The organism is Xanthomarina sp. GH4-25 (assembly GCF_045363175.1).
Classification (GTDB): Bacteria; Bacteroidota; Bacteroidia; order Flavobacteriales; family Flavobacteriaceae; genus Xanthomarina.
Genome location: NZ_JBJFLO010000001.1, coordinates 267784 through 285523, shown reverse-complemented (window position 1 = coordinate 285523; position 17740 = coordinate 267784). Strand labels below are relative to the sequence as shown.

Sequence of the window (17740 nt, the reverse complement as noted above, 5' to 3'; positions counted from 1 at the left end):
TATCTTGTAATATTCGCTATAATGCTTATATTGCGTCACCAAAAACATGATTAAGCTTACTTAAAGGTATGGATATGAAAAAAGTAATGGCATTTAAGATATTGTTAGTATTAACAATATGTATAACAACAGTTGGTTGTAAAAGATCATCTAGCTCAAACAGCTCCAGAGCTACCGGTTGGGATATTAATTCCAGAGATGGAGGATTCCAATATAACACACAATTTAAAGAGCAAGAAACGGCTCCTGGCCTTGTTTTTGTAGAAGGAGGAACTTTTACAATGGGACAAGTTCAAGATGATGTGATGCACGATTGGAACAATACTCCAAATCAACAACACATTCAGTCATTCTATATGGATGAAACTGAAGTAACCAACAAAATGTATATGGAATACTTAGATTGGTTAAAAAGAATTTATCCACCATCAGAAGAAAACTACAAAGCTATATACAATGGTGCGCTTCCAGACACATTAGTTTGGAGAAATAGATTAGGTTATAATGAAGTGATGACAGAAAACTATTTACGTCATCCAGGATATGGAGAATATCCTGTTGTAGGTGTTAGTTGGATTCAAGCGGTAGAATTTGCTAGCTGGAGAACAGATCGTGTAAACGAAATGTATTTAGAAGATGCAGGTTATATTACTAGAGATGCTAAAATTACTAGTGTAGAAGCTGGTGAAACTTTTAACACAGACACATATATTAATGCGCCTACACAAATATATGGTGGAAACGATAGTCTTACTAACCCAGAAAACACTAGAAGAAGAGTAACTACTACTGCTTCAGGAGACACTATAGGTGTTTACGCAGGTAGAGAAACAGGTATTATTTCTCCTAGCTATAGACTACCAACAGAAGCAGAATGGGAATATGCTGCTTTAGGTTTAACAGAATTACGTAATTATAACATTTATAGAGGTAGAAAAAAATACCCTTGGGATGGACAATACACACGTTCTGGAAAACGTAAAGTTAGAGGAGATCAAATGGCCAATTTCAAACAAGGAAATGGAGATTATGGTGGAATTGCAGGATGGTCTGACGATGGTGCAGATATTACCAATGAAGTAAAACAATACCAACCAAACGATTATGGTTTATACGATATGGCTGGAAATGTTGCCGAATGGGTAGCTGATGTTTACAGACCAATAGTAGATGATGAGTTTAACGACTTTAACTACTATCGTGGAAACGTTTATACTAAAAACGCAATCAACGAAGATGGTACTGTAAAAATTGTTACTACAGACGAAATTGTTTTCGATACTTTACCTAATGGAAAAGTTGTTGCTAGAGATTTACCTGGTGAAATTTCGCAAGTAGCTGTTGATGAAGATGAAACCTATTTAAGACAAAATTTCGATAGAAGCGACAACAGAAACTTTAGAGATGGAGACAAACAATCGTCTCGTCAATACAGAGAAAGCTTTGGAGACGAAGAAGGTGTTACAAGTGAAACCTCTATGACAGGAAAAATGTACAACTCTCCAAAACACAATGTAGATGTAGATGATTCTACTGGTGCATTAATTAGAGAGTACGATAAATCTAATAAAAGAACATCTTTAATTAACGATGAAGTTCGTGTTTATAAAGGTGGTTCTTGGAAAGACAGAGAATACTGGTTAGATCCAGCACAAAGACGTTACTTCCCACAAACTATGGCTACAGATTATATTGGCTTTAGATGTGCAATGTCTCGTGTAGGTTCTAAATCTAAAAACAAGAACAAAACAAAAAATTAATAAGATTTCAATCTTTTAAAAAAGTCCTAACAATTAGTTAGGACTTTTTTTATACTTTTATTTTATGAATATTGAACAACTACATACGCTTTTTTTAAACCATCCTTCTGTTTCTACAGACACCAGAAAAATTACGAAAAACGATATTTATTTCGCTCTTAAAGGCGAAAACTTTAATGGTAATACTTTTACCAAGCAAGCTTTAGAGAATGGGGCCTCTTACTGCATTATTGATGAAGAAACTCAAGCTTTAAATAAACAATGTATTCTGGTTGAAGATGTTTTAAAAACCTTACAGGAATTAGCTACTTTCCATAGAAAATATTTAAAATTACCCATTATTGCTTTAACAGGAAGCAATGGAAAAACAACTACCAAAGAATTAATACATGCCGTACTTTCAAAAAAATATAACACTGTAGCGACTGTTGGAAACCTTAACAACCATATAGGTGTGCCATTGACGCTATTAAAAATGAATCATGAAACTGAAATGGGCATTGTTGAAATGGGAGCCAATCATAAAAAAGAAATTGAATTTTTATGCAACATCGCTTTTCCTGATTATGGACTCATTACTAATTTTGGAAAAGCACACTTAGAAGGCTTCGGTAGTGTTGAAGGCGTTATTGAAGCAAAATCTGAACTCTATAAACATCTAATATCTCATGATAAAACTATTTTTATAAACTCTAACGATCCCATTCAGCTTGAGAAAAGTCAAGGAGCAAAAACTTTGTCTTTTGGCTCAAAGAAAACCGACGATTTTGAAATTCATTTTAAAAGCGCACAACCAAATGTGACGGTTACTTTTAATATTAACGAAATACACAGCCAACTCATTGGTGAATACAATTTCAACAACATCTCTGTAGCTATTGCCATTGGCGCTCATTTTAAGGTAGCTGAAAGCCAAATTAAAGAAGCCATTGAAAACTACACACCAAAAAACAACAGGTCACAAATTGTTGAAAAAGGTAATAATAAAATAATTCTAGATGCATACAATGCCAATCCATCTAGTATGACAGTTGCTTTACAGAATTTTGGGAAATTAGAATCTAAAAATAAAATAGCTATTCTTGGAGATATGTTCGAATTAGGTCAAGATGCTAAAAAAGAACATGAAGCTATTGCAGAATTAGCAACTTCGTTACCGCTTTCAAAAGTAATTTTTATTGGTGAAAATTTTTATGATGCCATTCCTAAAACCAATGAAGCTTATAAAACATTTAACGATTTTAAAGAACAATTTCATTTTAAAACTCTAAATAATGCAACACTACTTATTAAAGGGTCTCGAGGCATGGCTTTAGAACGGATATTAGAATTATTATAGTTTAAATCTGTATATTTAGCTTTTTAGAAACAACACGTAATCTACAAAACATGAAATTAATTCGCACGTTATCAATATCCATTTTCCTTCTATTATTAGTAGGGTGTAAAACACCTCAAAATTCTGTTACAAAAGAACACGAACTCTCAACTTTTGAAAAATTAGCTAGTATTGAAAATGTGGTCACTATTGAAAAAAGAGAACCCGTTAGTCATTTTGATGAAAATTATGAAATCTGGTTTGAACAACCCATAGATTATAACGACTTATCCAAAGGCACTTTCAGACAACGTGTTTTACTTGGTTTCGAAAATGCAACAGAACCTGTTATTGTAGAGCTTCAAGGTTATGGTATTGGTACAGAAAAAGCAGGTGAATTGGCAAGTCATTACAAATCAAACCAATTAAACATTGAGCATCGTTACTTTAACGATTCTCGACCAAAAACTATAGATTGGAACACCCTTACAATTGAAAATGCTGCCAAAGACCAAACAAGGATAATAAATGCAATTAGAAAAGCAGTCTATCCAAATGCTAAGTTTATTTCTACCGGAATTTCAAAAGGGTGCCAAACTACCATGATACATCGCAGATATTTTCCTGAGAACGTAGATGCTTGTGTATGTTATGTTGGTCCTTTAAATTTTGAACGTGAAGATCCAAGGGTGTATGAATTTTTAAATAATGTCAGCACTCAAGAGAATAGAGATAAAGTAAAAGCATTTCAAAACTTATGCTTTGAAAACAGAACAGCCTTATTAGAAATGATGAAAGAAGCAGCCATAGAAAAAGATATGTCTTGGGAGTTTGGCGTAGATAAAGCTATTGATTATACCATATTAGAATACTCTTTTGCTTTCTGGCAATGGGGAACACCCATTGAAAGTATTCCAACTGAAAGTGCTTCAGCTAAAGAAATATACAACCATCTTATTAGTGTTGTTGGTTATGGTTTTTTTGAAGAAAAAGCTGTTGATAATTTACAACCTTACTTCTGGGCTGCGTTAACGCAACAAGGTATATATGGTTATGAAACAGCGCCATTTAAACAATATTTAAATACTGAAGAAATTTATAAATTTGATTGGGCATTCCCAGAGGGGATTACTAAACCCTTTGATCCAATACCAATGAAAGAGGTTCAAACGTTTTTAGATAATTCAGCAGAAGATATGCTTTTTATATATGGTGAATACGATTCCTGGAGTGCTACTGCCGTTGAATTAGAAAAGGATGCATCAGATAGAGATGTTTATAAATTTGTACAACCACAAGGAAGCCATACAACTAGAATAAAAAGTTTTAGCCCTGAAAGTCAGAAAGAAATCTACAACATAATCGATGGTTGGCTAAAAGAATAAGAGCGTTAACAAACCTCTCATTTTAGATACTATCTTATCCAATATTGATACCATTTTAGCTGTTTAATATCCAAAATGTGATTAGAATTCAAATTTTGGCTACCTTTAAATTATGGATAGTATTTTACAAATTGGAGACTCATTTATTGAGCAAAACACGATTTTTTCAGAATTAATTCAAGAATTAAATCAGAGTTTTTCTAACAGCAATGTTATTGTTCCACTACGTCATCATCACGATTTTCCAAATCCTGAAGTAAATTCAGATTCGACACTTCTGTTAATGCCTGCCTGGAATCCAAGTAAAATTGCAGGTGTAAAAATAGTTACTGTTAGTCCAGAAAACAGTCAATTCGATTTGCCCTCCATTCAAGGAACCTATATTTATTTTGACGCACTAAAAGGAAGTGTTAAAGCCATAATAGAAGCTAAAAGTCTCACGGTTAAACGTACGGCTGCTGCATCAGCTTTGGCTTCAACTTATCTATCAAGGAAAGATTCAAAATCCATGTTAATGATTGGCACTGGTGCTTTATCCATAAACCTAATTAAAGCACACGCTTCAGTTAGACCTATAGAAAATGTGTATCTCTGGGGAAGAAACTTCAATAAAGCTGAAGCAATTGCAGCAGAACTCAAAAACGAAAAATTCAATGTCTATCCTATTCAATCTATTGAAGAAAAGATTTCTGAAGTTGATATTGTTTCTTGTGCCACCTTGTCTAAAACACCTTTAGTATTAGGCGCTTATTTAAAACCTGGACAGCATATAGACTTAGTTGGCGCTTACAGACCTACTATGAGAGAAGCAGATGATGATACCATTAAAAAAACATCTGTATTTATCGACACCTATCAAGGTGGATTAAAAGAAAGTGGTGATATTTTTATTCCTTTACAAAGTGGTGTTCTAAAAAAAGAAGACATTAAAGCAGATTTGTTTGAGCTTTGCTCAAATCAGAAATCGGGAAGAAAGAATAATGAAGAAATAACTTTATTTAAGTCCGTGGGTCATTCACTTGAAGATTTAACAGCTGCTACTTATTATTACAACAAATTTAAAAATGACTAACACCTACCAAAACATTCTTAATAAAACCAATTTTAAACCTGATAGCAATTGGCTTCAAATAAAAACCATTGATATGCATACAGGTGGAGAGCCACTACGTGTCATTGTAGATGGGTTTCCAGAACTAAAAGGGAACTCTGTATTAGAATATAGAAGATATTGTCAACAAAATTTCGACCATTTACGAACTGCTTTAATGTTTGAACCTCGTGGTCATGCAGACATGTATGGTTGTATTTTAACACCTCCAAACGATAATGAAGGCGATTTTGGGATTATTTTTTTACACAACGAAGGCTACTCCACCATGTGTGGTCATGCCATTATTGCTATTTCAACTTTGGCTGTAGAAATGAATTGGATAGACGTAAAAGAAGGTAATAATATCTTAAAGATTGATGCACCTTGTGGTAGAATCACTTCTTTTACTCATGTTGAAAATGGAAAAGTAACTGGTGTTAAATTTCATTGTGTACCAAGTTTTGTAGTTAGTTTAGATAATAAAGTGCATGTAGATGGCATAGGAGAAGTAACTTATGACCTAGCTTATGGAGGTGCTTTTTATGCATACGTGGATATGGCTAAAAATAATTTTGATTTTGATTTAAAACCTGAATCCTATCGCTCATTAATTTCAAAAGGCATGGATATTAAACATGCTGTCATGAAAAATGACAAAGAGATTACTCATCCATTTGAAGAAGATTTAAGCTTCCTTTATGGTACAATTTTTATAGATAATAAACAACAAGAGTCTGGAATAGATAGTCGTAATGTCTGCATTTTTGCTGAAGGCGAAGTCGACAGATGTCCAACAGGTTCTGGTGTTTCGGGAAGAATGGCAATACACAAAGCTAGAAATGAAATCACTTACGGAGAAGAAATGACTATAGAAAGTATTACCGACTCTGTGTTTAAAGGCTCCATTATATCTGAAGAAAATTATGGACCTTTTAAAGCTGTTATTCCACAAGTTGAAGGAACAGCTCATATAACAGGAATGCATACTTTTGTTATCGATCCTAATGATCCTATGAAAAATGGATTTATATTAAGATAAAGAATTCATTAAGGCTTCAATCTCATTGATTTCTATTGGCATAGCTTCTGTTAAGTTGATGTTCCCGTCTTTGGTTATTAGATAATCGTTTTCCAAACGGCAACCAATTCCTTCTTCAGGAATATAGATTCCTGGTTCGCAGGTTAAAACCATTCCAGGTTCTAAAACTTGAGAATACAAACCTACATCATGCACATCCAATCCTATATGATGCGCTGTGCCATGCATAAAATATTTTTTATACAAAGGTTTCTCTGAATTTTGATTGGCAACATCTTCGGCCTTAAGTAAACCTAATTTTATAAGTTCGGTTTCAACAAGTTTTGCCATTTGTGTTTCATAATCTGAAGATAAAACACCAGGTTTCAACAATTTGCTTCCTTCTTTCAAACAATGTAAAACGGAACTGTAAACCTCTTTTTGTCTTTCAGTAAACCTACCGTTTACTGGAAAACATCTGGTTGTATCACTATTGTAATTGGCATAACAAACGCCAAAATCCAATAGAATCATATCTCCAGATTTACAAACAGCATCATTGGTGTTATAATGAAGTGCGCAGGCATTTTTCCCAGAAGCCACAATAGGCTTAAAGGCATGACGTGTGGCACCAGATTTTATTAAATTATAAGATAATTCGGCTTCTAGCTCGTATTCCTTCATGTTTGGTTTACATGCTTTCAAGACGCGTTTAAAAGATTCCACGCTAATATTTGCTGCTTGTTGCATTAAAGCAATTTCTTCTTCAGATTTAATAAGTCTTAAATCTCGAGTAATTTTTGCTGCTCGATGATACTCATGTAAAGGATATTTTTCCTTACACCATGCAATCATTCGGTCTTGTTGCGTTTGTTGATTATGGGTCACACGTTTAATGTGTTCATTATGTCCCAAATAAATTCCATCGGCTTCAAAAGCCATTAATTGCAAAACTTTTTCAAAATCTTGAATCCATTCTACACGTTTTATACCTGAAATTTCGGTCGCTTGTTCTTTGGTTAATTTGTCACCATCCCAAATTTTAATTTGTTCATTGGTTTCTTTAACAAACAAGATTTCACGATTCTCCTTTTTAGTAGCATCAGGATAAAGTACCAAAAGAGTTTCCTCTTGATCAATCCCACACAGATAAAACAAATCGTTGTTTTGGGTAAAACCCATGACATCGTCTGCATTGTTATGCTTCACATCATTTGAAGTTAGAATAGCTAACGTATTAGCCTTCATTCTAGCAGTAAAATTGTTTCGGTTTTTTATGAATAAACTATTTGGAATCTGATTGTAACGCATAACTAAAAGGTTCTATCTGGATGAAACGGATTTAAATTTAATGTACTTTTTTTATCTGAAATAACTTCTGAAACCAATTTTCCAGTAGCTGGACCCATACTCCAACCCATCATGGCGTGACCTGTTGCAATGGTTAGATTATCGCATTTTGAAGATTTCCCAATATAAGGCAAACCATCTGGAGACACTGGGCGCAAACCTGAAGCCACATTGTTTTTTTCTTCATGTGTTAGAGTAACATCTGGATAAAAACTGTTAGCAGCTTTTGCAATAGCTTCTACACGAACTTTATTGATTTTATCGTTAATACCTGCTATTTCCATCGTGCCAGCAAAACGTGTAAAGCCATTCATTGGTGTAACTGCTACTTTGGCTTCTGCTAAAATGGAAGGAATAGTAATTCCTGTGTTTTGTGTGGTATTAATCCGATAGCCTTTTCCTGCTTGAAGCAATAATTTTAAACCCAATTTCTTACTTAATAAAGAACTCCACGAACCAGCTGCAAGCACAAATTCATCAGCTTTTAAAATTTGGTTTTGTGTTTTAACAGCTTCAATTTTTCCATTATTGATTACTAAATTTTCAACTCTCTCATTAGAAAAAAGCGTAACTCCAGCGGCTTTCAAATAGGCTTTCATTTCTGTCATAAACTCATGAGGCGTAGTATGGGAGTCGCATCTATAATAAGCTGCACCTTTAATATTGAAGGTCGCATTGGGTTCAAGAACTTGTAATTCTTCTTTACTGATTTCATCGACATCTAACCCTTCTCGTTTTGCGATATGTGCTGTTTCAATTTCTTCTTCAAGCATTTTATCTGTCTGACATAACATAAGCAAGCCTTTCTTTTCATATTGAAAACTGAAATTCTCATCACGCTTTATATCATCGAATAAGTCTTGAGTTAATAAAGTAATTTCTTTAATAACAGGAATCGCTTTTTCAACGTGATTGGCATTACAGGATTTATTAAAAGCGAGTGTCCACTTAATAAAATCGGCATCCAAACGAGGTTTTATATACAAAGGACTTGCTGGATTCAACATCCATTTCAAACCTTTTTTCATGACTCCAGGAGCAGATAATGGTACCAAATGACTTGGCGATAAATACCCAGCATTGACATAAGATGCACCTGCATCCATGTTGGATTGGTCAATTATTGTCACATGATGACCTTCCTTTTGAAGATAGTAAGCAGAACACAAACCGATGATTCCGCCACCTATGATGATTATTTTTTTTGACATTGAGTCAGTTTATTTATGTGTTAATGAAATAATGAGTTAATGAGTTAATGAGTTAATGAGTAAATGAGTAAATGAGTTAATGAGTTAATGAGTAAATGAGTTAATGAGTTAATTGTTTGGATATATATTCTTCCTAGCTTTTGAAACAATCTTAAGGATTTCTAAAGCTTCGCTTATTAAAGGTTTTAAATCTTTTTCTGAAGCTAATTTTGTGTCTTTTAATATTTCTAACCAAAATAAGGTTTCGTCTGCTTCTTCAACAACTATGGAAATTTTGGCAAAAAACTCTTTTTGTGAACGAGCTATACAAGCGGCTCTATAATTTGCTGCAGTTGAAGTTACAGATTTAATAATTTGATAGCCAATTACTTTTGTAGCTTCCGTTTTTTTTATATCATCATAAAACAAAATAACATTTACGGCTAACTTCTTTGTTCTATCCTTTAATTGCTCAACAAATTCTGATTTATCCATGATTTTATTTATTAGTTCATTAAATCATTGTTTCATTATTTCATTGAAAATTAAATTACCTGAAAACCAAACGCATACGGATCGTCTTCAGAATCTATAGTAATGGTATTATGTCCATAAATTTTCGCCCAACCTTGTATGCTTGGAATAATAGCTAATTTACCATCTAAAGTAGTTTCTTTTTCAACACGACCAATAAATTTGCTTCCAATAAAACTCTCATGAATAAAATCTTCCCCTACTTTCAATTTTCCTTTAGCATATAATTGTGCTAATCTTGCTGAAGTTCCTGTACCACAAGGACTTCTATCGATGGCTTTATTTCCATAAAATACCGCATTTCTACCAGAAGATGTTGGATCGATAGGAGTTCCTGTCCAAAGCATGTGTGTCACATCCTTAATAGTTTCGTTTTCTGGATGAATGAATAGATTAGGATATTTCTGGTTAATTCGTTGTCTTACCACTTGCGAATACTGAATGATTTTTGAAGCAGAAAAATCCTGAACCCCAGAAAAATTCTGTTGTGGATCTACAATGGCGTAATAATTTCCACCATAAGACACATCGAACCTAATTTCTCCTAATTCTGGACAATCAACCGTCAATCCTTCTGCTGCTAAATAACTTTTTACGTTGGTAAGTTTTACCCAATCGACTTTTGTTCCAGTTTGTTGGTATTTAATTTCAACCAAACCAGCAGGAGCTTCCATTCTAATTTTTCCAGGAACTTTTGGAGTTACTAAGCCTTCTTCAATAGCAATAGTTATAGTTCCAATAGTGCCATGCCCACACATTGGTAAACAACCGGAAGTTTCTATAAACAGAATGGCAAAATCGTTTTCTGGGTTATGCGGTGGATATAAAATACTGCCACTCATCATGTCGTGACCACGAGGCTCGAACATGAGACCTTTTCGAATCCAATCGTATTCTTTTAAAAAATGCTGACGCTTTTCGCTCATGGTATTTCCAACCAATTCTGGACCACCTTGCTTTATCACTCTTACAGGATTTCCACAAGTATGTGCATCGATGCAAACAAAAGTGCTCTTATTCATTTTTAACAGTTTCAATATAACTATTTACTCTATCTTCCATAATAGACAAAGTCACTGTGCCTTCGCCTAAAATGACTTCATGAAACTCGCGAATATCGAATTTATCTTGTAATTCGGTTTCTGCTTTTTCACGTAATTCCCTAATTTTTATCTCTCCAATTTTATAGGAAATGGCTTGCGCTGGCCAAGAAATATATCTATCCGTTTCTGTAGTTACTTCATGAATAGACAAAGCAGTATTCGATGCCAGATAATCTAGAACCTCCTGTCGTGTCCATCCTAGAGCATGCACGCCAGTATCGACAACCAATCTACAGGCTCTCCACATTTCGTATGTTAGCTGACCAAATTTCTCATATGGTGTGGTATAAATGCCCATTTCATCAGCTAGATATTCGGAGTATAATCCCCAACCTTCACCATAAGCTGAAAGATATAAGTCTCTTCTAAATTGTGGAATAGAATCGCCAAGCTCATTGTTTAAGGAAATTTGCAAGTGATGTCCTGGAACAGCTTCGTGAGCAGTCAAAGCTGGTATAGTATATAAGGTTCTACTTGGCAAATTATACGTATTCACCCAATAAAATCCAGCTGTTTTATCATCGTAAGATCCTGAATATCTTCCTCCGGTATATTTTGGTGCAATAGCTTCAGGAACTGGAACGACACCATAAGGTTTTCTAGGCAAGGTTTTAAAATATTTTGGAAGTTCGCCATCAATCCGTTTGGAAATATCTCTAGCAAACATCATTAATTCTTTAGGCGTTTTGGCATAAAACTGCGAATCGGTTCTTAAGAATGCTAGAAAATCTGCAAAGCTTCCTTCAAAGCCTAACTCGTCAATAATTACTTGCATTTTAGCTCTTATTCTGGCGACTTCCTTTAATCCTATTTGATGAATATTCTCTGCAGTATATTGATCACTCGTTGTAAAATAATTAATACTATTTTGATAAAAGGCTTCCCCATTTGGTATAGAAGTAATACCTAATTCTGTACGAGAGTTTGGGAAATATTCGATTTCAAAAAAGTCTTTAATTTTTTGATATTGCCCAACGACATTATTTTCAACACTAGCTTTTGCTACAGTTAAAACACTATCTTTTTGCTGACTGGTTAAACTTTCTGGTAAGGTATTAAAAGGCTGGTAAAAGTCACTTTGTGTATAATCTTCAACCAGATGTTTGTTGTAAGTATAGCTATAGTCTCCAAAAACAACTTTTGGTTGCGTCATGCCTTCTTTGATGCTTTCCCGTAATAATGCCAAGTTATAATCTACCGTTTTTGGCAATTTGTTTAATTTATCTAAATAGGCCTTGACATCATCATAGTCTTCAAAATTAACATCAGCCATATTACTTAAATTCAAATGAAAAGCCGATTCTGACGTAATGGTATTTAGATACATTTTGTATGTATTTGTATCTATTTTATCCTGAAGTTCAAAACGTAATAATTCCAAAGAAATTTGCTCAGACTCTGTAAGAGTTTCTTCATTAACTTTTAAAAGTTTCTGCTGAAGTTCTTCTGCAAAAGTTGCTTCTTTTTGATAAAATGCAATTGTATTTTCTACGGATTCAAATGGTTCAAAATCGTATTCTCTTTCAGTTTCATAGGCTTTAATGACATCTTCTAATAAATCTTCTGAAGCAATTGTATTGCTAGCCTCGTCATTTTTACAAGTCATTAAACTAACCAATAAAAAGAATAATACACCTTTTGAAACTTTCATAGAATTAAATCGTATCTGTAGTTTGGTTGTTATTCACCAAACGTGAAATTTTTAATGGATTTTCATTTTTCAATGCATCTGGCAACAAATTATTTGGCCAATCTTGATAGCTAAAAGGTCTCACCCAACGTTTAATTGAATGAATTCCTACAGCTGTAAAACGACTATCTGTTGAAGCCGGATAAGGACCACCATGAACCATGGATGGACAAACCTCAACTCCTGTTGGCACGCCATTATAAATGATACGTCCTACGCGATTTTGAAGTGCATCTATAACTTGAGAATATTGTGAAGCTTCGTCATTATCTGCTATTAAAGTGCCTGTTAATTGACCTTCTAGTTTTGAAATAATCTGTTCTAATTGTTCGGCATTTTCACACTGAACAACCATAGAATAGGGTCCAAAAACTTCTTGATGTAAGGTGGTATTCTTTATAAAAGTAGCTCCTTCAACAGTAGTTACCGTTTGTCTGGCATAATTAGGTTTCACGTCAGAATTAAAATCTGCAACAACCGTTAATTCAGGTTGAGACAGTGCTTTTTGCTTGTTGTTTTCATAAGCTCCAATAATATTTGGATGTAACATGCTTGATGGTTCAATCTTCACAATTTCATTTGATAACTTTTTAATGAAATTAGATAATTCTTCACCTTTAATTCCTAACAATAAACCTGGATTGGTACAAAACTGACCTGTTCCTAAAGTAATGGAACCAGCATAAGTTTTAGCTAAAGCCTCTCCTCTATTTTTTAAAGCATTAGGCAATATAATCACAGGATTAATACTTCCCATTTCAGCAAAAACTGGAATTGGTTCTTCGCGTTTAGCAGCTAAATCGTACAAAGCACGACCACCACGAATACTACCTGTAAAACCAACAGCTTTTACACCAGGATGAGACACCAATTGTGTTCCTACTTCTATGCCACTACTATTTAAATTTGAAAACACACCATTTGGCATACCTGTTTTTTCAGCTGCTTTGATAATTGCCGAAGCAACTAATTCACCAGTTCCAGCATGCATAGGATGCGATTTTACGATTACTGGACAACCAGCTGCTAAAGCTGCTGCAGTATCTCCACCTGCAGTAGAATATGCTAACGGAAAATTGCTTGCTCCAAAAACAACTACTGGTCCTAAAGGCACCAACATTTTTCTAATATCGGATTTCGGCATAGGTTGTCTGTCTGGTTGAGCAGTATCAATGGCTGCTTCAACCCAAGAACCTTCTTGGAGTAATTCAGCAAAGGCACGTAATTGTCCAACAGTTCTACCTCTTTCTCCCATAGCTCTTCCTTCTGGTAAACCAGTCTCTGAGCAATAGGTTTCTATCAATTCTGAATCTAAAGCTAAAATTTCGTCTGCAATGGTATTTAAAAATTCGGCTTTTCGCTTTCCTGATGTTTGTCTAAAAGATTTAAATGCTTTAGAAGCTAAAGCAACTGCTTCATCTATTTCTTCTTTAGTAGCTTCAGTATAAATAGGATTATTTTCTAGATTTAACTGTGGATTAAACGTTTTATACGTTTTAGTTCCTTTTGCTGAAAGTTGATTACCAATATAATTTTTTCCTGTTATCATTTTTTATTTATTCTTTCTAAATGTTTTTCAATATCGACTGGTTTATAAACCACTTTTGTAGATACTGGGTATTTTTCTAATAATACTTTTGGTCTAATTGGACGCTTTTCAAAACCACCATTACAATTAGGACAAACATGCTGTAGCACTGTTTGAACGCAATCTTTACAAAAGGTGCATTCAAAGGTGCAAATCATCGCTTCTTGAGAATCAAAAGGCAATGATTTGTTACAATGCTCACATGTAGGCCTTATTTCTAACATCTTATAAGTTCTTATAATTTGGAAGTGTTGGTCTGTTTTTTAAACCTTCTTCTATCACTTTTAATACATGTTTACGCTCATCTCCTATTAGTGGTAATCGTGGTGCTCTAACATTATCAGTACCAATCCCTGTAGCAACTTCTGCTAATTTAATATTTTGTACTAATTTAGCGTTAATATCTAACTCTAGCAAAGGCATAAACCATCTGTAAATTTCTAGAGCTTCTTTTATTCTTCCTGCTTTTTGTAATTCGTAAATAGCAACTGTTTCTGCAGGGAAAGCACAAACTAATCCTGCAACCCAACCATCGGCACCTAATAACAAACTTTCAAGTGCAATAGTATCAACACCAGTCATAATCTTTAAACGGTCTCCAAAACGATTTTTTATTCGTGTAATATTTGTTGTATCTCTTGTAGATTCTTTAACAGCTTCAATATTGTTACATTTTAATAACTCTTCGAACATGTCTAATGAAACCTCAATTTTATAATCCACAGGGTTATTATACACCATAATAGGTAATGATGTATTGTTTGCAACAGCTTTAAAGTATTCTACTGTTTCTCTATCTCCAGATTTATATCTCATAGGAGGTAACATCATAAGTCCTCTGGCACCATCATCTTCTGCTTTCTGAGCTGCTTGTATAGCTGCTTTAGTTGTTTGTTCTGCAATATTTATAAGCACTGGAACTTTTCCCTTTACAATATCAACTGTTGTTTGGGTAAGCATTCTTTTTTCTTCGTCCAACAAAGTACTGGCTTCACCCAAAGTACCACCAAGTACAATACCATGAACTCCTGCTTCTAATTGCGCATTAATATTTACTTCAAACATTTTTAAATCAAGTTCATCTGCATCTGTGAACTTTGTTGTAACTGCAGGCATAACGCCTTTCCATTGAATACTCATAATATATTTGTTTTAATTAGTACAAAATTAATTAAGAAAAAAACCAATCAATAACCTTTCGTTATCCACTTATAATACTATATTATCTTATTATGTCATAAACCATTAATTATTGCTTAATTTTGTATATAAAATAACCTCCTAATGAAAGTACTTCCATTTAAAATACCAAAACCTGAGTCGGCTGCATTAGTATACCAAGAAGACTTAGTACCTTTTTTTTATGACAAACTCCATCAACATGAAGAAATTCAATTAAGTTATATTGTAAAAGGAGAAGGCACTTTAATTGTTGGGGATACCATAAATTACTATAAAACAGGAGATATAATTGTAATAGGAAGTCAGTTACCGCATGTTTTTGAAAGTGACCAGGAACAGTACAAACAGTCTCATATGCTCACTTTATTTTTTACAGAAACCAGTTTTGGTAACGATTTTTTTGAGCTAGATGAATTAGCAGAATCAAAAGCATTTTTTAAAAAAGCCAAACACGGATTTAAAATCACATCCAATCAAACTGAAATAACAGCCCTTTTCAAAAGGATTAAAACTGCAACAAAATCAGAACGATTTATAATACTTTTAAAGTTATTAAACCTTTTCTCAATTAGTGAGTATAAAAGTTTATCATCTTTTATATATGAAAAAACATTTTCTGTTATTGAAGGCGAACGAATGCGTGATGTTTTTGAATACACCATGACCAATTATAATAAAGATATTACTTTAGAATCTATAGCAAATGTCGCTAACATGACAAAGAATGCTTTTTGCAAGTATTTTAAAAAATACACCAATAAAACTTATGGACAGTTTTTAAACGAACTACGCATCGAACATGCCTGTAAACTTCTGCTATCAAAAAAGAACCTTACCATCTCTGATATAGCTTATAAAGTAGGTTTCAATAACATTTCAAATTTTAATCGACAGTTTAAAAAAGTAAAACACTTAACCCCTTTAATCTATAAAAGCGAAAACTCTCATAACATGTAGAAATAAAAAAATCCACACTTAAAAAGTGTGGATTGTTTATTTAATGTGGGCGCGAAGGGATTAAATATCCCCAAACGAAACCTCTTCTGCAAATTGACAATCCAAATTGCTACTGCGATTTTGTTCTTTTTTATTTATTCTAAATCTTCAAAAGATCTTGAATTTAGAATAAATAAAAAAATCCACACTTAAAAGTGTGGATTGTTTATTTAATGTGGGCGCGAAGGGATTCGAACCCCTGACCCCCTGGGTGTAAACCAGGTGCTCTGAACCAACTGAGCTACGCGCCCTTTGTAATTGGACTGCAAATATAAATTAGTTTTCCATACTGCAAAAGCTTTTTTGAAAAAAAAATTAAATTATTTCTGCAACCACAAAAGTACTACCACCAATATATATTAAATCTGTATCCAAAGCATTTTTAATTGCAGCTTTTAAGGCTTCATTTACACCAAGATAGCTGCTTCCAACAAATCCTTTGGTAGTAAAAATTTCTTGTAACTCATCAACCTCCATACCTCTTGGAACATTAGGTTTACAGAAATAATAGGTTGCATTTTTTGGTAAGATATCTAAAATTGAGCTAAGATCTTTATCTTTTACCACTCCAAACACTATATGCAAATGATTAAATGTTTCATTTTCTAGTTGTTTTACAACGTAATTTAATCCTTCTTTGTTATGAGCAGTGTCACAAATAATTTTAGGTTCTTCCTGAAGCTGTTGCCATCTTCCTTGTAAACCTGTGTTTTTTACAACATGTAATAATCCTTTTCTAATATCTTCTTCTGAAATTTTAAAAATCTTCTGTTTTAAAAGGTAAATGGTTTGTATGACTGTTTTAATATTTTTTTGTTGATAACTCCCTTTTAAATCGCTAAGAAAAACTTCAGAAATAGATGAATCAGCAAAATATATTTCAGACGCTTTCTTTTCCGCTACTTCTACAAACACATTTGTTGTTTCCTTTTGTGTTTCGCCTATAACCACAGGGATATGTGGTTTTATAATGCCAGCTTTTTCAAAAGCAATGGCTTCTAAGGTATTTCCTAAAAACTGTGTATGATCGAATCCAATATTTGTAATTACTGATACTTCTGGGGTAATAATATTTGTAGAATCAAGTCTGCCTCCTAAGCCAACTTCAATAATAGCTACATCTACTTTTTTTTTTGAAAAATAATCGAATGCCATACCAGAAGTCATCTCGAAAAACGACAAATTTTGTGTTTCTAAAAATGCTTTATTACGTTTAACAAAACCATTTACGAAAGCTTTACTAATTACGGCTCCATTAATTTTGATGCGCTCTCTAAAATCTTTTAAATGTGGTGAAGTAAATAATCCGACTTTATATCCAGCTTCTTGTAAAACTGAAGCTAACATATGACTTGTAGAGCCTTTTCCATTGGTTCCTGCTACATGAATGGTTTTAATTTTATGCTCTGGATGGTTTAAATGCTTAGCTAATAAATGTGTATTGTTTAAATTAGCCTTGTATGCCGATTTCCCTTGTCTTTGATACATTGGGAGCTGTAAGAACATCCAATTAATTGTATCTTGATATGTCAT

The 17740-nt window shown here is 33.6% G+C and carries 15 protein-coding genes and 1 tRNA gene; 6 read left to right on the top strand and 10 right to left on the bottom strand.

Annotation, left to right across the window (positions count from 1 at the left end):
- Nucleotides 1-68: 68 nt before the first annotated feature.
- From gldJ to ACI5KZ_RS01260, 5 genes are all read left to right on the top strand, one after another.
- Nucleotides 69-1760 carry a gliding motility lipoprotein GldJ gene (gene gldJ / locus ACI5KZ_RS01280; RefSeq protein WP_406846650.1) on the top strand — a complete coding sequence of 564 codons (1692 nt, stop codon included), beginning with the start codon at nucleotides 69-71 and terminating at the stop codon, nucleotides 1758-1760.
- Between the two features lie 64 nt (nucleotides 1761-1824).
- Nucleotides 1825-3099, top strand: coding sequence for a UDP-N-acetylmuramoyl-tripeptide--D-alanyl-D-alanine ligase (gene murF, locus ACI5KZ_RS01275; RefSeq protein ID WP_406846649.1), 1275 nt, complete (start codon nucleotides 1825-1827; stop codon nucleotides 3097-3099).
- A 50-nt stretch (nucleotides 3100-3149) separates the two neighbouring features.
- Nucleotides 3150-4463, top strand: coding sequence for a S28 family serine protease (locus ACI5KZ_RS01270; protein ID WP_406846648.1), 1314 nt, complete (start codon nucleotides 3150-3152; stop codon nucleotides 4461-4463).
- Between the two features lie 112 nt (nucleotides 4464-4575).
- A complete protein-coding gene (locus ACI5KZ_RS01265; RefSeq protein WP_109307714.1) occupies nucleotides 4576-5535 on the top strand; it encodes an ornithine cyclodeaminase family protein in 960 nt (319 codons plus the stop codon).
- Nucleotides 5528-6595 (top strand): proline racemase family protein, encoded by a 1068-nt coding sequence (locus ACI5KZ_RS01260; RefSeq protein ID WP_406846647.1) that lies wholly within the window; start codon nucleotides 5528-5530, stop codon nucleotides 6593-6595. Before ACI5KZ_RS01265 ends, ACI5KZ_RS01260 begins: the two co-directional genes overlap by 8 nt.
- Here ACI5KZ_RS01260 and ACI5KZ_RS01255 read toward each other — a convergent pair.
- The 8 genes from ACI5KZ_RS01255 to ACI5KZ_RS01220 form a co-directional block, all read right to left on the bottom strand.
- Nucleotides 6587-7885 (bottom strand): aminopeptidase P N-terminal domain-containing protein, encoded by a 1299-nt coding sequence (locus ACI5KZ_RS01255; protein ID WP_406846646.1) that lies wholly within the window; start codon nucleotides 7883-7885, stop codon nucleotides 6587-6589. The two genes, ACI5KZ_RS01260 and ACI5KZ_RS01255, sit on opposite strands and share 9 nt — an antisense overlap.
- 2 nt (nucleotides 7886-7887) lie before the next feature.
- A complete protein-coding gene (locus tag ACI5KZ_RS01250; protein ID WP_406846645.1) occupies nucleotides 7888-9135 on the bottom strand; it encodes an NAD(P)/FAD-dependent oxidoreductase in 1248 nt (415 codons plus the stop codon).
- A 108-nt stretch (nucleotides 9136-9243) separates the two neighbouring features.
- Nucleotides 9244-9609, bottom strand: coding sequence for a four helix bundle protein (locus tag ACI5KZ_RS01245; RefSeq protein WP_109307710.1), 366 nt, complete (start codon nucleotides 9607-9609; stop codon nucleotides 9244-9246).
- A gap of 50 nt (nucleotides 9610-9659) precedes the next feature.
- Nucleotides 9660-10670, bottom strand: a complete 1011-nt coding sequence (locus ACI5KZ_RS01240) for a 4-hydroxyproline epimerase (RefSeq protein WP_406846644.1) — start codon at nucleotides 10668-10670, stop codon at nucleotides 9660-9662.
- On the bottom strand, nucleotides 10663-12402 hold the full coding sequence (locus tag ACI5KZ_RS01235; RefSeq protein ID WP_406846643.1) for a DUF885 domain-containing protein: 1740 nt from the start codon (nucleotides 12400-12402) through the stop codon (nucleotides 10663-10665). Before ACI5KZ_RS01235 ends, ACI5KZ_RS01240 begins: the two co-directional genes overlap by 8 nt.
- A gap of 4 nt (nucleotides 12403-12406) precedes the next feature.
- Nucleotides 12407-13990 (bottom strand): aldehyde dehydrogenase (NADP(+)), encoded by a 1584-nt coding sequence (locus tag ACI5KZ_RS01230; protein ID WP_406846642.1) that lies wholly within the window; start codon nucleotides 13988-13990, stop codon nucleotides 12407-12409.
- Complete coding sequence (locus tag ACI5KZ_RS01225) at nucleotides 13987-14253, bottom strand: DUF1272 domain-containing protein (RefSeq protein ID WP_109682685.1); 267 nt, start codon at nucleotides 14251-14253, stop codon at nucleotides 13987-13989. Before ACI5KZ_RS01225 ends, ACI5KZ_RS01230 begins: the two co-directional genes overlap by 4 nt.
- A 1-nt stretch (nucleotide 14254) precedes the next feature.
- Entirely contained in the window at nucleotides 14255-15169 is a 915-nt protein-coding gene (locus tag ACI5KZ_RS01220; protein ID WP_109307706.1) for a dihydrodipicolinate synthase family protein, read from the bottom strand.
- A gap of 144 nt (nucleotides 15170-15313) precedes the next feature.
- Here ACI5KZ_RS01220 and ACI5KZ_RS01215 point away from each other — a divergent pair, with 144 nt between their 5' ends.
- On the top strand, nucleotides 15314-16168 hold the full coding sequence (locus ACI5KZ_RS01215; RefSeq protein WP_109307705.1) for an AraC family transcriptional regulator: 855 nt from the start codon (nucleotides 15314-15316) through the stop codon (nucleotides 16166-16168).
- Nucleotides 16169-16383: 215 nt separating this feature from the next.
- Here the strand turns inward: ACI5KZ_RS01215 and ACI5KZ_RS01210 are convergent.
- Nucleotides 16384-16458, bottom strand: a tRNA-Val gene (locus ACI5KZ_RS01210).
- Nucleotides 16459-16522: 64 nt separating this feature from the next.
- A complete protein-coding gene (locus ACI5KZ_RS01205; RefSeq protein ID WP_109307704.1) occupies nucleotides 16523-17740 on the bottom strand; it encodes a folylpolyglutamate synthase/dihydrofolate synthase family protein in 1218 nt (405 codons plus the stop codon).